This window comes from Flavobacterium sp. (genome assembly GCF_044361015.1).
Lineage (GTDB): Bacteria > Bacteroidota > Bacteroidia > Flavobacteriales > Flavobacteriaceae > Flavobacterium.
Window position 1 is genome coordinate 28,586 of sequence record NZ_JBIKJL010000001.1, and the last position, 17,546, is coordinate 46,131.

Here is a 17,546-nt window from a genome sequence, read left to right on the forward strand (position 1 = left end):
TAAATAGAAAATCTTTTTAATTTGTTATATTGTTAAATTTTAAAATTGAATGTAACTAAAGCATAACGAGGTAATAATTTTGATTGATATAATGTCGTGGAATAGTCGTTATTTGAATAAACGCTGAACAATTTTTTATTCAATAAATTATTACCTTGAATGGAAAATGAAAAATTATTTTTTTTATTGTTGAATTGGAGATTAGCATCTAAAAATGAAAAATCTTCATTTTGACTTAAATCAAATTTATAGTATTCATAACCTGTCTTGAAAACAACGTTTTTCCAAGGTTTAATAATAATATTAAAAAGAGATGAGAAAGACTCTCTTTCAGATCTAAAACCGTCATCAGACTTCGAAGTTGATCCAATGTAACTGAGTTTGGATTCAAAATTTACAGGAAAATTTAATATTGTAATCAAAAAAAATGAACCACCTACGTCGTTTAAATTATTTTCTCTTATTTCAAAATTTGTAATTGAATTAAAATAACTATATAACGAATGATATAAATTGCATTTTATATTTATTCTCAATGGTTTAATGTACTTTTCAATATTAAAATCAATCTTTTTAGTTTCAATTTTTTGTGGACTTTGAAAAGATGTGTAAGTTATAAAATTTGAACTAAAATCAATTTTTGTAAGAAAAGTATTTGATGTGGTCGAATAATTTAAATTCAAATCATATAAAAACAATTTATTCATATTTTTGAATTTATAACTTAAAATCGCTCTTTGATTTTTTATTAAGTCTAACGAAGGTAGATTGTTTTTTATGGAAGTATTATCTAGGGTAACATAATTATTAAAAATATTGTCTTGATACGGAGTATTGCTCTGAACTTCGTAATTTAATAATAAAGAAGAGTTTTTGGAAATATTTAAATCAGTAATTATTGAATAATTTATGGCTAATTTTGATTCTACAGCACTCACATTTTCATTAAGACTAATGTTTTGATTATAATGGTTAGCAGAAATAAATGCTCTTGTCTTAACATTTTTAATTTTAAAAGAAGTTGTAAACTCTGAAAAAAAAGTTTTTATTGAGTAATCTACATCATTCAAAAAACTTAAGTTCAGAATACCATCTTGTGTTAAGCTCGATTGAAAGGGTAGTTTTTTATCCGAATAACCGAAAAAAAAAACATTTTTAATGTCATTTATTTTAAATAAATATTTAATTTTTGTGTAGATTATTTTGTTTTGAAATTCGCTATCCTGTAAGTTATTTGTTGTGCTTAAATTGTTCTCAAATAAATTTCCTGGACTTGAAAACATTCGTTGAGGTATTTTATTGATTGAAAGACTATTGTCGATTTTAAATACATTATTGTTATTTATTTTATAAGTGTATTCGATGTCAGATTTTAAAAACTGATTATTTGTTTTAATATTAGAATTATAATTTTCAGAGTTCAAAATGGTTTTAATTCCTGAATCAACATTTTCGTTAAACCAATTTAATTTATATTCTAGTAAAGAATTGTTATTAACATTATAGGATAGTTGATTCTGAACTTTGAAAATCTTTGGATTTCTAAAATAATTATTATCTAGCTCGAATTGCTGATTTAGTTCATTATTTTCAAAATAATTTGTTTCAATCAACTCATCAATATTAAACATATCCGCAAAATAATTTAGATTAGTCTTTACTTTAATTCTCTTTGAAATTTTGAAAATTGAATTAAAACTAGCAAAAATTGATTCATTATAATTTGTTCGTTTAGCTGGAAGTTGATTAAAGTAGTTTGATTCGGAAATGTTTTTTGTTGTCTTAAAATTTTCATTACAAAAGCGTGTGTCATAATTTTCAATTTCATCATAACGATAATCGATAGAATTTACACCAAAATTTTGATAGGCTAAAATCCCAAAACATTTAATAAACTTATTTACTCCTAAAGTAGTAATTTCGTTTGCACTTAAAAATTTTTCTCCAAAACCATTTTTTAGTACAACTTCATTTGAAAAATCAAATTTATTTTTTTTTAATGTTAAATTTAAAATGGTTTTGTCAGAATCTTCAATGTCTTTAAAGAGGGGATTGTTTGAAAAATTTTCTATTGCTTGAATTTCTTCAACCATATCGATAGATATGTTTTTGGTGCCTAAAGTATAATTTGAACCGAACAAATCATCTCCATCTAATTGAACCAACTCAATATCTTTTCCTTTAAATTTTATTTGTCCTGTAGATTCATTTACTGTAATTCCTGGTAATTTTTTTAATAAATCTTCAACTTTATTTTCTGTCCCATTTAAAAATTTTTTTACATCATAAACTGTTGTGTCTTTTTTCTCGGTAACGGGTTTTTCTTCTATTAATTCAACTTCATCCAATGCTATATCTTTAAAAGCAACAACAGCCTTGTAGTCATTAGAAAAATATAAAACTTCAAAAACTTGTGTTTCACAAAATATACATGAAATTTCTAGAAAAAAAGGAAATTTAAGTTTGGAAATAGGCAATTCAAATTTACCCTCTGAATCAGAATAAGCATAAGTTAAGAGAGCACTTTTTTCTATGCTTTCCCAAGAATAAATCGCTACATTTTCAACAGGATTATTTTTAGAGTCAACAACAATTCCTTTAAAGTCTTGTCCAAATAAATCATTTAAACAAACTAGGAAAAATGACATTAATAAGCAACTTATTTTTAAATTCAATTTAATTATAACGATATTTTTTTAATTCATTTATTAAAGTTGGAGGTATATCTAACAACTTCTTGATAACGTTTGAATTTGACAAGTCATCATTGACCGTTGTTGTAGAACCGTCCTCTATATCCATTTTTTTAACCGATGCTATCCAGCTTATTTTATGATTTACTTCAAACTCAGTAATTTTTTTTTCATATTCCTTGTAGTTATACATAACCTTTTTGTTAAGTACATAACTTTTATATTTTTCAATTTCTGAATCATCTGCAACTCTACTTATTTTATTTAGCTTTATAGAAAAATGTCCACCTTCTTCTATAGCTTCGACTATCAACCCAGGTAAATTATGCAATTTCATTGGTCCAAATTTTACTGGCATTTCGTATGTAAACCAAGCTATATAATTTCTACCATTTAATATTAACCGTGCCTCAGTACAATTATACTTGCCTATTTTTTTCTTTTTTTCAGAATTAATTTTCCAATTGATTTTACTTTGATATTCATCATAATATATGAGTTCTCTATTATGAACAACAAATCTGTAATAGACCTTTTCATTATTAGTATAACAAAATTTTGATAAAGGATCGTTTTCAACATGATATACATCACCTGTTGGCGTATCAACAACACCTGTCTCTCTGCTGTCGTAAATTTTAAAAACTGATTCGTTTCCTTTAATATATAAAGAACTTGGGATTGTAACATTGTTTTGATCTGTATAAGTATAATCTACCTTTAGACCGATATTTTGACTAAATAGTGTAAAAGGGAATAAAAATAAAATAAAATATTTCATATGGATTAAATTTATAAAAATTAGCAGAAAATTATATCAATCTTCTGCTAATTTAAAGATTACTGCTGTGGTAATGTTGCTATTGTTTTATCAGAACAAGGATGTGCATTACAATACCTTCTTCTTGCCATACCGCATAAATCTTGCGATGCATGACCACAATTAGTAAATTCCCCAACAGTACAACAAGCTACTGCTTTTTCTTTTTCTTCCGGGTTAACTCTCTTAGAATTCAAGGCAAAAGTAGTTGTTCCCACAACTAAAACTGCAATTAAGATAATTTTCTTCATAAAATTACTTTTTATTGTTAAATGATTAAACATAAAACAAATATAAACCAATTTTCGGATAAAACTCCGAATGTAAAATTATTTTATTTTAAACAAGTTGATTTAATTGCTTTGTGCAAAATCAACTCGATTCCATAAAGGAAATCCTTATTTCAAGAATCTATGCTCTCTTTATAGAAAAATATAAAGGGAACAAATTAAAATTTGCCAAAACTGTAGGTTGTGATGAAAAAACAATAAGATTAATCTTTGACTTTAAGCAAGGTATGACTTTAAATTTGTTTTTTAAAATTGCTCATGCTTTAGAAATTGAACCCAGTGAATTAATTAAAGGTCTAAAAATAGAAAAATAATTAAAACAAAAAACCTCTCGACGAGGAGAGGTTTAAGTATTGAAATAATATATCAATTATTTTTTAGCTTCAGCCGTATCTTTTTTCTTAGTTTCAGTTGAAGAGTTTGCTTTGTATTTATCGTTTAGCAATTTAATGATCTCTTTTGTGATATCATATTCCTCTTTTGCATACAAAACAGAAGCAGCATCACCTGTGCCATATATGTAATTATATCCTTTTTCTTTACCGTAATCTTTTATGAATTTTTTTACATCTTTTACTAAGCTATCCATCTCTTTTCCGCTCTCTTCTTGTAATTGCCGTAAGATAGCTTGTTGAGCATAAGACAACTCTTGTTCTTTTTTCTGTAATTCAGCTCCTTTTTGTTGAGCCCATTGCGGTCCATAAGTTTGAGCATTTTTTTGAAAACTAGAAGCTTCATTTCTAAAACGAGCTACTTCTGCTTCTAATTGCTTGCCCATTTCTTCCCCTTTTGATTTATATTTTGCTTCGATATCTTTTGCTTCGGTATATTCTTCAAGAAGATTTGAAGTATCAACATAAGCCGTTTTGAAATCTTTTTGTTCGGCTGCTTTTTCACAAGATGCTAGGGCCAAAAGTAAGCCAATAACTAAAATTGATTTTTTCATTATGATTGTCTGATTTATAAAATTTTGGTAAAAGTAGTAATTCCAAGTGAACTAACAAATTTGATTTATTTTAATAAATTTCAATACTATAATTAATATTTATGCTTTTAAGACTTTTTATTGGTATTGGTGATAAGAAATGGCCTTCATATTTTGAATTAAATCAACAATTTTAAAACAATTGTGGAAATGTTGATTTTTTGTAAAAAGGTTAGTTAATTGCGTTTAAAATTAGTTTTAGCTGTTTTTAAAGATGTAAATATGGGATGAATATTCTTTTGTTTGCCTTCCCGTGAGATTTGATTGTAATCCAACCCAAAAAGCGGAGAACACATTCATTTTTCCGGTTTTGTACTTTTCAGATAACAAACTCACATAAAAACTATCAAACCACATGGGTTGCATTTTTAAAAGCTTTAGATTCTCATGAGCGAAAAGTTTTTGCATTGCTGTTTTTGAGAAATGCCAAAGATGCCTTGGCACATCATAAGCTGCCCAAAATTTTCCATAATGAGTTGCATCAAATGATTTATAATTAGGTACCGCAATAATTATCGTGCCATTAGGTTTAAGCAATCGTTTTAACTCTTTGATTTGAAATTCTATATCTGGAACGTGTTCTAAAACATGCCACATAGTAATTACATCAAAAAAATGGTCTTCTAACTCTGAATAATCATCTACAATGCATATTCCTTTTTTCTTTGAGATAGTTTTTGCTTTACTATTAGGTTCCATCCCAACCGTTTTCCATCCTCTACTTTTGGCAACTAATAAAAAATCACCGGTTCCGGTTCCAATATCTAAAACAGTTCCTTTTCCTGTGTGCCAATATTCTATAAGTTTTACTTTATCATTTAAAGCTTTCTTTTTAATAAATTGGTAAACTTTTTCAAACAAAGTTCGTTGTCCATCAGTATGGGAAATATAATCCTCACTTTCATAATAGTTAGGAAGCAATTCTAAAGAAGGCTGTGGGTATGTTTTCAGTAATTGAAGATTTTCATCTAATAACAATTCAAATTCCTCTCCTGATACAGAATGATCTTTTACTTTAATGTAGGCTTGTTTTAAAAAATTCATTTTTATAAAAAAAGTGTTTTTATGTTTGCAACACTTGTGTTTATTAGGTTACTTGAAATAGTTTCACGTGGAACAATTTTATTAAAATTCAAATTAAGCAATTAAGTGAGCCCTATTTACTCCTTACCTTCCCATATAAATTAATAAAATAGAAATGTCGCTAGGAGAAACTCCACTTATTCTGGAAGCTTGTGAAACAGTAACCGGACGAATCTTTTTGAACTTCTCTCTTGCTTCATAAGACAATGATTTAATTTTATCGAAGTCATAATTTTCAGGTATTTTCACATCTTCTAATCGTTTTAATTTGTCTGCATTATTTCGTTCTTTTTCAATATAACCATTATATTTAACTTGGATTTCTGCTTGTTCTACTGTTTCGTCATCCAATTGGTTTGTTGAAATATATTCCTTTACTTTCTCAAACTTTACAATATCTTCTAATTCAATTTGAGGACGGGAAAACACTTTATACATTTTATCAGATTGCACCATTAAGGCACTTTCTTTCTCTTTTAAAACCGGATTAGCTTCTGCTTGTGTAATACTTGTTTCGCGGAAAAAATTAACCATCTTCTCAGCTTCTTTAAACTTATATTCCATCCTTGTTAAACGCTCTTGAGAGGCTAAACCTAGAGCAAAACCTTTTGGCGTTAGTCTTTCATCTGCATTATCTTGACGTAATAAAGTGCGGTATTCTGCTCTAGAGGTAAACATTCGGTAAGGCTCTTCAGTTCCTTTGGTGATTAAATCATCAATTAAAACACCAATATAAGCTTCATTTCTTTTTAAAATAAAAGGCTCGCGTTCTTGCACTTTTAAGGCAGCGTTAATACCCGCCATTAAACCTTGAGAGGCTGCCTCTTCATATCCAGTTGTTCCATTGATTTGTCCGGCAAAAAACAGCCCTTCAATCAACTTGGTTTCTAATGTATGTTTTAATTGAGTCGGTGGAAAATAGTCATATTCAATAGCATAACCGGGTCTGAAAAATTTTACTTTTTCAAATCCCTCGACAGAACGCAAAGCTTTAAATTGAACATCTTCCGGTAATGATGTAGAAAACCCATTGACATATACTTCAACCGTATTCCATCCTTCTGGTTCAATAAATAATTGATGCCTGTCTTTATCCGCAAAACGATTAATTTTATCTTCAATAGACGGACAGTATCTTGGACCCGTACTTTGAATTCTGCCATTAAACATTGGTGAACGGTCAAAACCTTCTCTCAGTATGGCATGAACCTCCAATGAGGTGTATGTCATCCAACACGATTTTTGTTCCACTAATGGTTTTGACGAATCTAAATAAGAAAATTTATGTGGCTTTTGATCTCCCTTCTCTTCTCTCATTTTTGAATAATCTAATGAACGACCGTCCACTCTGGGTGGAGTACCGGTTTTCATCCTTCCTGATTCAAAACCAACCTTGATTAAATCTTCTGTAATGCCATAAGCGGCACTTTCTCCAGCTCGTCCGCCACCAAATTGTTTTTCTCCAATATGAATTAATCCGTTTAAAAAAGTTCCATTGGTAAGCACAACTGTTTTGGCTTTAATTTCAATTCCAAGAGAAGTTCGAATTCCTTTAACAACGTTATTCTCAATAATAAGTCCCGCTACCATTTCTTGATAAAAATCAACATTTGGTGTGTTTTCCAACATCAAACGCCATTCTTCTGCAAAACGCATTCGGTCACTTTGCACACGTGGTGACCACATGGCTGGTCCTTTTGATTTATTCAACATTTTAAACTGAATGGCCGTCTTATCAGAAACAACACCTGAATAGCCACCCAATGCATCGATTTCACGCACTATCTGCCCTTTTGCAATTCCGCCCATTGCTGGATTACAAGACATTTGACCAATAGTTTGAAGGTTCATCGTAACCAACAAAGTTGTACAGCCCATATTAGCCGAAGCCGCAGCCGCTTCTGAACCTGCATGACCTGCACCAACTACAATTACATCATATTTTTCTTGAAACATAGTTTTATTTAAAGTAATTGTTCCACGTGAAACATACCGTAGAACAAAATAAATTTATGACTGTTCCACGTGGAACATCTTCATTTTTTGTTCTTCTTTTTGACGCATTATTTTTTGTTCTTCGGAACTTTTATCTTTATAGCCACAATAGTGTAAAATACCATGAGCCATAACTCTTTTTAGTTCTTCTAACAAGGAAATATTAAAATCCATTGCATTGTCTTGTACTCTTTCAATAGAAATGAAAATATCGCCTTGTAAAAAATTTCCTTCGCTATAATCAAAGCTAATAATATCAGTAAACGTATCGTGATTTAGGTACTGAAGATTGATTTTATGTAGATAATCATCATTACAAAAAATGTAATTAATCTGTCCTTCCAATTTATTTTCAGATGTAATAATTTTGGTTATCCAATTTGAAAATAACTTTTCGTCTCCTAATTCAAAATCTGTCTCGTAATTAAAGCTAATCATTTTTTTTAAAATATTCTTGAACCTTTTGGTTATAATTGGGCCGCAAAGGTAAGCTTTGTCTATTTAATATTTCAACACTATTTAAATATTGTTGTAATTCAGGAGAAAGAGGTTTAACAGCATTATTATATTCTTTTTTATTCGTTTCAAATTGACGCTTAGTGTCTTCACCTTGCTGTTGTAGTGCTTTTTCTAACTTAAGCATTTCATAATTGATGTTTAACATACGTTGCAAAACCTCATTTTTGAATCCTTTGTTCAACATTTGTTTTTCTGCATCCTTCATTTGATCTAAAACTTTTTGACCACTAGGTGTCAATCCTTGTATCTCTAAAGCATCTTGAAGTTGTTGCCGTAGACGTCTTTGTTCTTGATAAATCTCCATTAATTCACGAGCATTTTCTTCTCCGTCACTATTGTTTTGGCCACCACCTCCAGAACCTTCACCTGGTTTTTTCCCTTTTTGGTTTCCTTTACCTTTTTCCCCTTCTTTGCCCCCAGGTTTCTCCCCTTCATCACCTTTTTTGCCATCTCCCGGTTTTTCACCTGCTGATTCACCAGGTTTGTCTCCAGGTTTATCTCCTTTTTCCATTCCCTCTTTCATCTTATCAGACAATCCTTTTTGTTTTTGAATAATGTCCGGCAATTGCATATCTCCTTGACCTTTGCCGGGTTTTGGTTTTCCGGCACCAGCACCGGACATCGACATTTGCATGCTGTTTAAAACATCTGAAAGGAAATCAGCTAAGCGATTAGAAGCCGCAACCGTATATTGTTGATGTGAAACTCCTTTTGAGATAATTACTTCCGCTAATGACTCTAGCGATTTATCGACATTGTATTGAACATTGCCAATTTCTTCTGTAACTTTTTCTGTAATCATAGCATTTCGCAAAGACATCGCAAATAAACTATCGTCAACATGCTTAAACTGTTGTTTTAGATCTTGTTGTTGTTTTAAGTATTTGTTATAGGATGGAGCACCTTTTTTTAAAGTTTTAAATTGTTTCATTAAATCTTCTTGTGAAAAAGAAAAAGCTAATAAATTGTCTAAAATTTGACGCATCATTTTTACATCTTCTTCTAATTGTTCCATTTCACCTCCAGCCATAGATTCCATCATTTGCTGGCTCATTTGTTTCATTTTTTGAGAGGCACTTTTTTGCTTTGGCTTGGCTTTCTCTTTTTGTTGTTTCTGAAGTTCATCTGAAGCCTTTTGCATATCTTCTTTTATGCTTTTTTCTTGTTTTTCGTCAGAAGGAATATCAACAGGGCTTTTGAGTTCTTTGTTGTCCTTTTCTAATTCGCGTAATTCTTCTTGGATTTTCTCAAATTCTTTATTGATATCATTTTGTTTTTCTGCAGTATTTTCTTTCTCTTGCTTAGCTAAGTTATCTTGTTTTTCTGCTAATTTATCAAGCTTACTTGCTAATTGTTCCGCCTTTTTTTCTACATAATATTTCTTAGTCAACTCAACCAACTGTTCTAAGTTTTTGGTTTGATTTTTTGTGCTTTGTTTGATTTTGTCCATTTTATCAAACATTTCCACATCGTTTAGTTTTTCGGCCAATTTTTCGAGTTCGTCTAATAATTTTTGGTTTCTATCAGCTTCTTTTTCAGCATTTTCTGCTCGTTTTTCGAGTTCTTTCTTAAACTCATCTTTATTGTCTGATTTAGCATTTTTGAGGTCTTCTTGGAGTTTTTTGGTAAACTCTTTCATCATTTCTTCCTGTTGCTTTTGACGTTTGATGAAATCGTTAATTTTTTGTTTGTCTTTAAACTCCAGGTTGTTTTTTTCTTTGCCCATTTTTTGGATTTTATCCAACTCAGACAATTGTTTATCTTGATTTTTAAGCGATTTTTGAAGGCTATTAATATTATCATTTTGCTCTTTCAACTGCTCATCTTGTCGTTCTTCTTCCGTGTTAATTCTGTTTGAAAAAGTAGATGACTTTGAACTCTTAAAATTATGCAAAGCATCATTATCAAAAACTTCAAAATAGTATTCATAAGAAACACCTTCTTCCACAGGAAGATTCCCCGGGAAAGTAAAAATGAATTGATCAAAAACATCCTTCTTAACTGGAAGAACAGATTTTAAGGCTGCTTTATCATTGTTTTGAGGATAATAAACAATCTGAAGTTTATGTAAACCAATATCATCAGAGACTTGACCAATTATTACATTTTTGTCAACGTGCAAACTGTCAGGAGCATTATTTACGGTAATAATTGGATATTGATCTTTAACAGTTGTAATTTGATAATTTAATTTTTCGTAATGCTTAACTTTAGAATTTGATGTAAGTATTTGATATTCTGTGTTTTGATTTATGTTTTTATTATATTTAAATAAATTCTCCTCTTTTGAAAAAGAAATAAGCAATTGGCCATCAGAAAATTGAATTTGATTAGTAGCAAAAGCTTCGACTTTCCAGCTCACTTTTGTTCCTTCGGGCACAATAGCATTACCGGAACCTTTAATGATTTCTGTTTTTCGATTTAAGTAGCCTGGAAATTGTAAAGTCATTTCAAAATTTGAAATAGTTGGAACAGCCACAACCACTAATTCATAATCTGAAGATGAAACAGCGTTTGCTTCAATATGAAAAGTGACATTTTTATTTGGTTTAGAAAAGATATATTCAAAAACTCCGGGCTTGGTGCTTTCCATAAAATAACTTTCATCACCAATAAAAATCATTGCGTTTTCGGGCACAATTTTACCTTCGGATTTTACTTGTAATATAAAATCTTGACCTTGTTCTGTTTGTAAATTATCGTTTAATACTTCAAAGGAAAATGGTGCAGGCGGTAAAAATTTTTCATTATAACGAACTACTCTATTCATGCTTTCCGCAATAATATTGCTATTTCCGGTTAGTATAAAAAAGAACAAAAACAACAAAGGAATAATTGCCCAAGGTAAATATTTTGTATTCTTTTTAAAATTAATAGCATTACTAAACGGAATAGGCTGCAAAGATTTAGCCTTTTGTTCAATCGAGGCAATAAGTAATTCCGTTTTGCTGTTATCTTCCGCTAATTGTAAAAAATTAGTAAGTTTATCACTAACTTCCGTAAAATGATTGCCAATGATTTTGGAAGCTTGAGTATAATCAATCCCTTTTTGAAGTTTGATTAATTTAAATAAAGGAAACAAAATAAATCGAGCCAAAAGAAATAACTCCACCAGAATAAACAACCAAAATAAGATGGTTCTGCCGGTTGGTTTTAACCAAAGAAAATACTCAATGAATAGCGTAAAAAACATATATATCAAACCCAAACCAACAAAGAAAATTAATCCTTTGAGGAGTTCGTTAGTATAATATTTTTTGATAAATACTTCTAACTTTTGATATATCAATGATTTTGTTTCCAACTTTAAACTGCTTTTACTTATAACCGATAAAAGTACAATTTTATTTTTTAGCTAAAAGTTAAATGTTTTTTAAAGAAATTGGTAATTTAGTACCTTAATTACAATTGCATTATGAAATACTTGTGGGCATATAGCATTCCTATTATTGGAATAACAGGCATCTATCTTCAAGGGATATGGTCATATCTTTTAGTGGTTTTTATCTTTGTTTTCATTCCTTTGTTAGAATATGTCCTTCCATTAGATATTTCCAATTATTTAGAAGAAGAAAAAGAAAAAAGACTAAAAGACAAACTCTATGATTGGTTACTCTATATCAATATACTAATTGTTTATGGTTGTCTATTTTTTACCTTTCAAATCATAGAAAAAAAAACTTTGGCACCCTATGAATTAGTGGGGATCGTTTTAAGTTTAGGAATAATCCTAGGCTCTAACGGTATTAATGTTGCCCATGAGCTTGGCCATAGAAAAAAATTATTTGAACGGATTTTGGGCAAAATACTGCTTGTTCCTAGTCACTATACGCATTTTTTTGTAGAGCATAATCATGGTCATCATCTAGATGTTGCTACTACGGAGGATCCTTCTACGGCAAAATATAATCAAAATTTATATTCATTTTGGTTGCAATCTGTTTCAGGAACCTATGTCAAAGCATGGAAAATTCAAAAAAAATTGAATAAAATTAATAAAACTCATTTCTTTTCTTTAAAAAATGATATGCTATGGTTCACTATTGTTCAAGTTGTATATCTATTAAGTGTCTATTTCTACTTCAACTATAAAGTTACTGTATTGGCTTTTATTGCAGGTATTGTTGGGTTTTTACTCCTAGAAACGATCAATTATATTGAACATTACGGATTAAAAAGAAAAAAAATGCCTTCCGGGAGATATGAGAGAGTTACTGAAAAACACTCCTGGAATTCCAATCATACATTAGGAAGAATTCTTTTATATGAATTGACAAGACACAGTGACCATCATTACAAATCAACAAAAGAATATCAAATTTTGGAATTTCATGATGAAAGTCCACAATTACCGTTTGGATATCCAACTTCTATGGTTTTATCCTTTATTCCTCCGCTTTGGTATTCGATAATGAACAAGAGAATTCCGGAAGAAATGAAATAAATAGTTTACTCACATTTGATTCAACTGAAAAAGCAAACTAAATCTTATCTTTGCAAAAAATTAAATCAAAATGTCAAGACCTGTTCGCGTTCGTTTTGCACCCAGTCCTACCGGCCCATTGCATATTGGTGGAGTAAGAACCGCTTTATTCAATTATTTATTTGCAAAAAAAAACAACGGTGTTTTCTATTTACGAATTGAAGATACCGACCAAAATCGCTTTGTTCCCGGTGCGGAGCAATATATTTTTGAGGCGTTGGAATGGCTAGGAATTTCACCTTCTGAAACGGTAGGAAAAAACGAAAAATTCGGTCCATATCGTCAGAGTGAGCGAAAAACGCTATACAAACAATATGCCGATCTATTGATTAATTCGGGTTGGGCATATTATGCTTTTGATACGGCTGCAGCTTTGGATTTACATAGAAAACAACACGAAGAACAAGGAAAAACATTTATTTACAATTGGCATAACCGTGAAAAATTAGATACTTCATTGGTCATTTCTGACGAAGAAACGAACAAAAGAATTGCTGCCGGCGAAGATTTTGTCATTCGTTTTAAAACACCAGTGAATGAAGTTTTAGAATTGAAAGACATCATTCGTGGAGATATAAAATTTGACACTAACTTATTGGATGACAAAGTTTTATTTAAAAGTGATGGAATGCCAACTTATCATTTGGCCAACATTGTAGATGATCATTTAATGGAAACCTCACACGTAATTCGCGGTGAAGAATGGTTGCCTTCTCTCCCACTTCATCATTTGTTATACAACGCTTTTGGATGGGAAGCTCCTGAATTTGCTCACTTGCCATTGATTTTAAAACCGATTGGAAACGGAAAATTATCCAAACGAGATGGCGATAAAATGGGCTTTCCGGTTTTTCCGTTGGAATGGAAAACGGAAGAAGGTATTTCATCCGGTTATCGTGAAACGGGTTATTTTCCAGAAGCGGTTATTAACTTTTTAGCTTTATTGGGTTGGAATGACGGAACTGACCAAGAACTATTTTCATTAAATGAATTAGTAGAAAAATTCGATTTGAATCGCGTGCACAAAGCCGGAGCCAAATTTGACCCGGAGAAAAACAAATGGTTTAATCATCAGTATTTACAAAAGCAAAGTGATGAAGAATTGGCAAAAATCTTTTCTTCTATTTTAAACGAAAAAGGAATTTCTATTGAAAATAATAAACTCATTAAAATCGTTTCTTTGATTAAAGAACGAGCAAATTTTGTGTCCGATTTCTGGGAATTAGCTGATTATTTTTTTGTGGCTCCGTTATCGTATGATGAAAAAGCATCCAAGAATTGGAAAGAAGAAACGCCTCATTTGATGCAAAATGTGACTGTCTTTTTAAAATCGATTGAGGATTTTAATTCTGCCAACATAGAAACAATTTTAAAAGACTGGATGACAGGGAATAAAATTGGAATGGGCAAAGTGATGCAACCGCTACGATTAAGCTTGGTGGGAGCTTTAAAAGGGCCTCATTTGTTTGATATAATTGAAATGATTGGGAAGGAAGAAACGGTTAAAAGAATAGAGAAAGCTATTATTATATTATAAAACAAAAAGCTTAGAAAATTTCTGAGCTTTTTGTTAGAAATAAAAGATAATGTTTCCGGCAATTACGCCCAAATTCCCTTTCAGTTTTCCATCGGCTAAAAGAACAACTTCTTCCTGCTTATTCAGATTATTCAAAATATTAGTCACTCCGTATTGATAACTCAAACTCAAACGAATATTTTCAACACCACCGGAAATTCCGGCGTAAACATTAAAATTAATGGGCGTAATGTCTTCAATGTCTTTAACCCGAAGCAATTCATTGCCCACTATAAAATTATTTTCGTCAGAATCGTTGAACTTTAACTTACTGTTCACTTGCAATACCGGACCAAAATCTAACGAAACCGGACCTCCACCAATTTTGTAACACAACAATAAATGAATTTGAACGGCCATCATTTTTAAATCTACATCTTTTTGAGAAATACCGGAAAATGTTTCAATAGCAAATTTATTTTCGGAGAAATTCATTCCGTAAATCATTGAAAAATTGTTGTAGAAATTTCCACGCATAGACAATCCTCCTGTCCAACTCGTACCGGGTTTTATAGTAAAATTATCGGTGTACAAATCGGTTTGATTTATTCCTAAACTAATTCCGATATGGTTATAATCACCTTTGCCATATTGAGCCGAAATTGTGCTTGTAAAAACAAGAAAAACAAGTGCTAAAAAGTATCTTTTCATGATTTATTTATAAAGTTGTAACAAACGTACGAGAAATTTCGTATCATTACATATAACCTAAAAAATATTTTTCTATGTTTACTTACATTTTTATTGCTATTGCAGTATTATTGCTTTTGGCTTCATTTTTCACCGTTAAACAACAATCGGCTGCGGTGATTGAGCGTTTTGGAAAATTCAGTAGCACCAGACAATCCGGTTTACAACTTAAAATCCCTGTGATAGATAGAGTTGCCGGTCGATTAAATTTGAGAATTCAACAATTGGATGTGATCATCGAAACCAAAACGAAAGACAACGTGTTCGTAAAAATGAAAGTGTCAGTTCAGTTTAAAGTTATTCAAGAGAAAGTATATGAAGCGTTTTATAAATTAGAATATCCGCATGACCAGATTACATCGTATGTATTTGACGTGGTGCGTGCCGAAGTTCCAAAATTAAAATTGGATGATGTTTTTGAACGTAAAGATGATATTGCCGTTGCTGTAAAACGTGAGTTGAACGAAGCGATGACAACTTATGGGTATGACATCATCAACACGTTGATTACCGATATTGATCCGGACATTCAAGTAAAAAACGCGATGAATAGAATCAACGCTGCCGACCGTGAAAAAACTGCTGCAGAATATGAAGCGGAAGCAGGAAGAATCAGAATTGTAGCGAAAGCAAAAGCGGAAGCTGAAAGCAAAAGATTACAAGGTCAAGGTATTGCTGATCAAAGAAGAGAAATTGCCAGAGGTTTGGTGGAAAGTGTGGATGTGCTGAATCGTGTTGGGATTAATTCGCAAGAAGCTTCTGCGTTAATTGTTGTTACACAACATTATGATACATTGCAAGCAATTGGTGCCGATACAAATTCGAACCTAATCTTATTACCAAACTCACCACAAGCCGGAAGTGATATGCTAAATAATATGGTAGCCAGTTTTACCGCTAGTAACCAAGTTGGTGAAGCGATGAAAAAAGGAGCTATCAAAAAAGCGAATAAAAAGAGTCCACCGAGAGATGAGTTCGGTTCGACAGAAGAAGATGATGAATAAAACGAGAGAGACCTTAGGGTCTCTTTTTTTTATTTATGATTCAGTTTTCTTAAGAATTCTATTTCTCCTTTAAGATGATTATTTTCCTCTTTTACTTGATTCATATATGCGTTTAATAATTCTCTACTTTCCTGATTTAAATTTTGAATCTCTTGATAAATAATAGAATTATCATACAAATTTTGTTTAAAATATTTTTCAGTTTTTACCTCTAATAAATCTTCAATTGTGGTTTCTAATATTTTTGAGATTTTGTCTAGTCTCTCTAACGAAAGTTTAGTTTTATTGGCTTCAAGCTTCGCATATGAAGCTTGACTCATTTTGAGATTAAAAGCCATATACTCATGCGTATATCCTTTTTCTATTCTATGCTTTTTAATTTTGTTTAAAACTTTTTCTTCAATATCTGTGTCAATATAATTTTCAATAATCGAATATTTTTTAATGTAAAAGTAATAATTATATCTTATTTTGAATATTTTTTTAATTTATTTTTTTTTAATTTACTAAATTATATAAGCATTTATTAATTTTTAAATTATTTACCTATGAAAAAATTATTTTTATCATTAGTTTTGTTAGTCGTGTTTTCTTATTCATCAACAGCTCAAGTCGCCTGTAGAGATTTTTCTATAGGTTTAGGAGGATTTTTTACAGTTGGCACAACTGTTTATGTTTGTTGTGGTGGTCCTTATTCCGGTGGTGGTGTTCATGGCTGTAGTTTTGTAAATAAACGAACATTTGAAATGTGGACTAGTGCAGCACCTATAACTATGAGGTATGACGGTATACCTTTAAAAGAACTATATCCTGGAAAGGATTTAACTGGTGTAACTTATGTTATTGTAGAAACGAGTTCTAGTTCTAAGCTTGAAGATGGTTCAACCATGAGTATCAAGAAAGGAAAATACATGGTAAATAACGAGGGATTAGTTTTTTTAGAAATCGATGTTACTAAATAAATTTTATGGGTAAAGTATTAATGTTAAGAATTGGGGCTTTAGTAGTTGATTATATTATATATTCAATATTCATTAGCTTATTTTTTTCTTTAACAAAACTTGAAAAAAGAATTTCATTAGGGAGTGATTTTTTAGGTGATTTGGAAATCAACTATTCATTAGAAATTACACATTTTACATTTCTAGCTTATTTTCTTGTTTTTGATTTTTTCTTTAATGGAACTACAATTGGTAAGAAAGTATTAAATATAATAGTGGTAAATAAAAATGACTTTAAATTTCTAAGTTTAAGTAATCGAATTAAACGAACTTTACTAAAATTCATTTCTGTTTTAATATTTCCTATAACTATAATACTTTATCTTATAAATAATGATTTAATTCTTCAAGACAAATATTCTAAAGGTATCACTATTATAAAAGAAAAAATTAAATTGATTTAGTTT

The 17,546-nt window shown here is 30.5% G+C and carries 16 protein-coding genes; 6 read left to right on the forward strand and 10 right to left on the reverse strand.

All coding sequences use genetic code 11. The annotated features are described in order from the left end of the window. Positions 1-32 precede the first annotated feature (32 nt). The 3 genes from ACIQ2Z_RS00115 to ACIQ2Z_RS00125 are packed head-to-tail and all read right to left on the reverse strand — an operon-like array spanning position 33 to position 3,764. Positions 33-2,648 carry a hypothetical protein gene (locus tag ACIQ2Z_RS00115; RefSeq protein WP_396182149.1) on the reverse strand — a complete coding sequence of 872 codons (2,616 nt, stop codon included), beginning with the start codon at positions 2,646-2,648 and terminating at the stop codon, positions 33-35. 28 nt (positions 2,649-2,676) lie between these two features. Continuing rightward, positions 2,677-3,474, reverse strand: a complete 798-nt coding sequence (locus ACIQ2Z_RS00120) for a GLPGLI family protein (protein ID WP_396182150.1) — start codon at positions 3,472-3,474, stop codon at positions 2,677-2,679. A gap of 59 nt (positions 3,475-3,533) precedes the next feature. Next, a complete protein-coding gene (locus ACIQ2Z_RS00125) occupies positions 3,534-3,764 on the reverse strand; it encodes a hypothetical protein (RefSeq protein WP_396182151.1) in 231 nt (76 codons plus the stop codon). A 113-nt stretch (positions 3,765-3,877) separates the two neighbouring features. On the opposite strand from ACIQ2Z_RS00125, the gene ACIQ2Z_RS00130 reads away from it, so the two are divergent. Further along, positions 3,878-4,117: an XRE family transcriptional regulator gene (locus ACIQ2Z_RS00130; protein WP_396182152.1), complete on the forward strand. Its 240-nt coding sequence runs from the start codon at positions 3,878-3,880 to the stop codon at positions 4,115-4,117. Between the two features lie 56 nt (positions 4,118-4,173). Here the strand turns inward: ACIQ2Z_RS00130 and ACIQ2Z_RS00135 are convergent, their stop codons facing one another. The 5 genes from ACIQ2Z_RS00135 to ACIQ2Z_RS00155 all read right to left on the reverse strand — a co-directional run bounded on the left by ACIQ2Z_RS00135 (position 4,174) and on the right by ACIQ2Z_RS00155 (position 11,689). Next, complete coding sequence (locus tag ACIQ2Z_RS00135) at positions 4,174-4,749, reverse strand: OmpH family outer membrane protein (RefSeq protein WP_396182153.1); 576 nt, start codon at positions 4,747-4,749, stop codon at positions 4,174-4,176. A gap of 237 nt (positions 4,750-4,986) precedes the next feature. Next, a complete protein-coding gene (locus tag ACIQ2Z_RS00140; protein ID WP_396182154.1) occupies positions 4,987-5,832 on the reverse strand; it encodes a class I SAM-dependent methyltransferase in 846 nt (281 codons plus the stop codon). A gap of 123 nt (positions 5,833-5,955) precedes the next feature. Next, positions 5,956-7,827, reverse strand: coding sequence for a tRNA uridine-5-carboxymethylaminomethyl(34) synthesis enzyme MnmG (gene mnmG, locus ACIQ2Z_RS00145; protein ID WP_396182155.1), 1,872 nt, complete (start codon positions 7,825-7,827; stop codon positions 5,956-5,958). Between the two features lie 54 nt (positions 7,828-7,881). After that, positions 7,882-8,304 carry an rRNA maturation RNase YbeY gene (gene ybeY / locus ACIQ2Z_RS00150; protein WP_396182156.1) on the reverse strand — a complete coding sequence of 141 codons (423 nt, stop codon included), beginning with the start codon at positions 8,302-8,304 and terminating at the stop codon, positions 7,882-7,884. Next, entirely contained in the window at positions 8,297-11,689 is a 3,393-nt protein-coding gene (locus tag ACIQ2Z_RS00155; RefSeq protein WP_396182157.1) for a hypothetical protein, read from the reverse strand. The genes ybeY and ACIQ2Z_RS00155 overlap by 8 nt, the downstream gene beginning before the upstream one ends. 111 nt (positions 11,690-11,800) lie before the next feature. Here ACIQ2Z_RS00155 and ACIQ2Z_RS00160 point away from each other — a divergent pair, with 111 nt between their 5' ends. Next, entirely contained in the window at positions 11,801-12,829 is a 1,029-nt protein-coding gene (locus tag ACIQ2Z_RS00160) for an alkane 1-monooxygenase (RefSeq protein WP_396182158.1), read from the forward strand. Between the two features lie 70 nt (positions 12,830-12,899). Continuing rightward, the gene (gene gltX / locus ACIQ2Z_RS00165; RefSeq protein ID WP_396182159.1) at positions 12,900-14,405 is read left to right on the forward strand and encodes a glutamate--tRNA ligase; all 1,506 of its coding nucleotides are present in this window, start codon (positions 12,900-12,902) and stop codon (positions 14,403-14,405) included. 33 nt (positions 14,406-14,438) lie between these two features. Here gltX and ACIQ2Z_RS00170 read toward each other — a convergent pair whose 3' ends face one another. Beyond that, positions 14,439-15,095 carry an outer membrane beta-barrel protein gene (locus ACIQ2Z_RS00170; RefSeq protein WP_396182160.1) on the reverse strand — a complete coding sequence of 219 codons (657 nt, stop codon included), beginning with the start codon at positions 15,093-15,095 and terminating at the stop codon, positions 14,439-14,441. A gap of 74 nt (positions 15,096-15,169) precedes the next feature. On the opposite strand from ACIQ2Z_RS00170, the gene ACIQ2Z_RS00175 reads away from it, so the two are divergent. Continuing rightward, on the forward strand, positions 15,170-16,138 hold the full coding sequence (locus ACIQ2Z_RS00175) for an SPFH domain-containing protein (protein ID WP_396182161.1): 969 nt from the start codon (positions 15,170-15,172) through the stop codon (positions 16,136-16,138). 29 nt (positions 16,139-16,167) lie between these two features. On the opposite strand, the gene ACIQ2Z_RS00180 is transcribed toward ACIQ2Z_RS00175, so the two are convergent. After that, positions 16,168-16,626, reverse strand: coding sequence for a helix-turn-helix domain-containing protein (locus ACIQ2Z_RS00180; RefSeq protein WP_396182312.1), 459 nt, complete (start codon positions 16,624-16,626; stop codon positions 16,168-16,170). Positions 16,627-16,686: 60 nt separating this feature from the next. Between ACIQ2Z_RS00180 and ACIQ2Z_RS00185 the strand changes: the two genes are divergently transcribed. Together ACIQ2Z_RS00185 and ACIQ2Z_RS00190 are read left to right on the forward strand one after the other, a co-directional pair. Then, positions 16,687-17,100 carry a hypothetical protein gene (locus ACIQ2Z_RS00185; protein ID WP_396182162.1) on the forward strand — a complete coding sequence of 138 codons (414 nt, stop codon included), beginning with the start codon at positions 16,687-16,689 and terminating at the stop codon, positions 17,098-17,100. A gap of 5 nt (positions 17,101-17,105) precedes the next feature. Continuing rightward, complete coding sequence (locus ACIQ2Z_RS00190) at positions 17,106-17,543, forward strand: RDD family protein (protein WP_396182163.1); 438 nt, start codon at positions 17,106-17,108, stop codon at positions 17,541-17,543. The last annotated feature ends 3 nt before the right edge of the window (positions 17,544-17,546 follow it).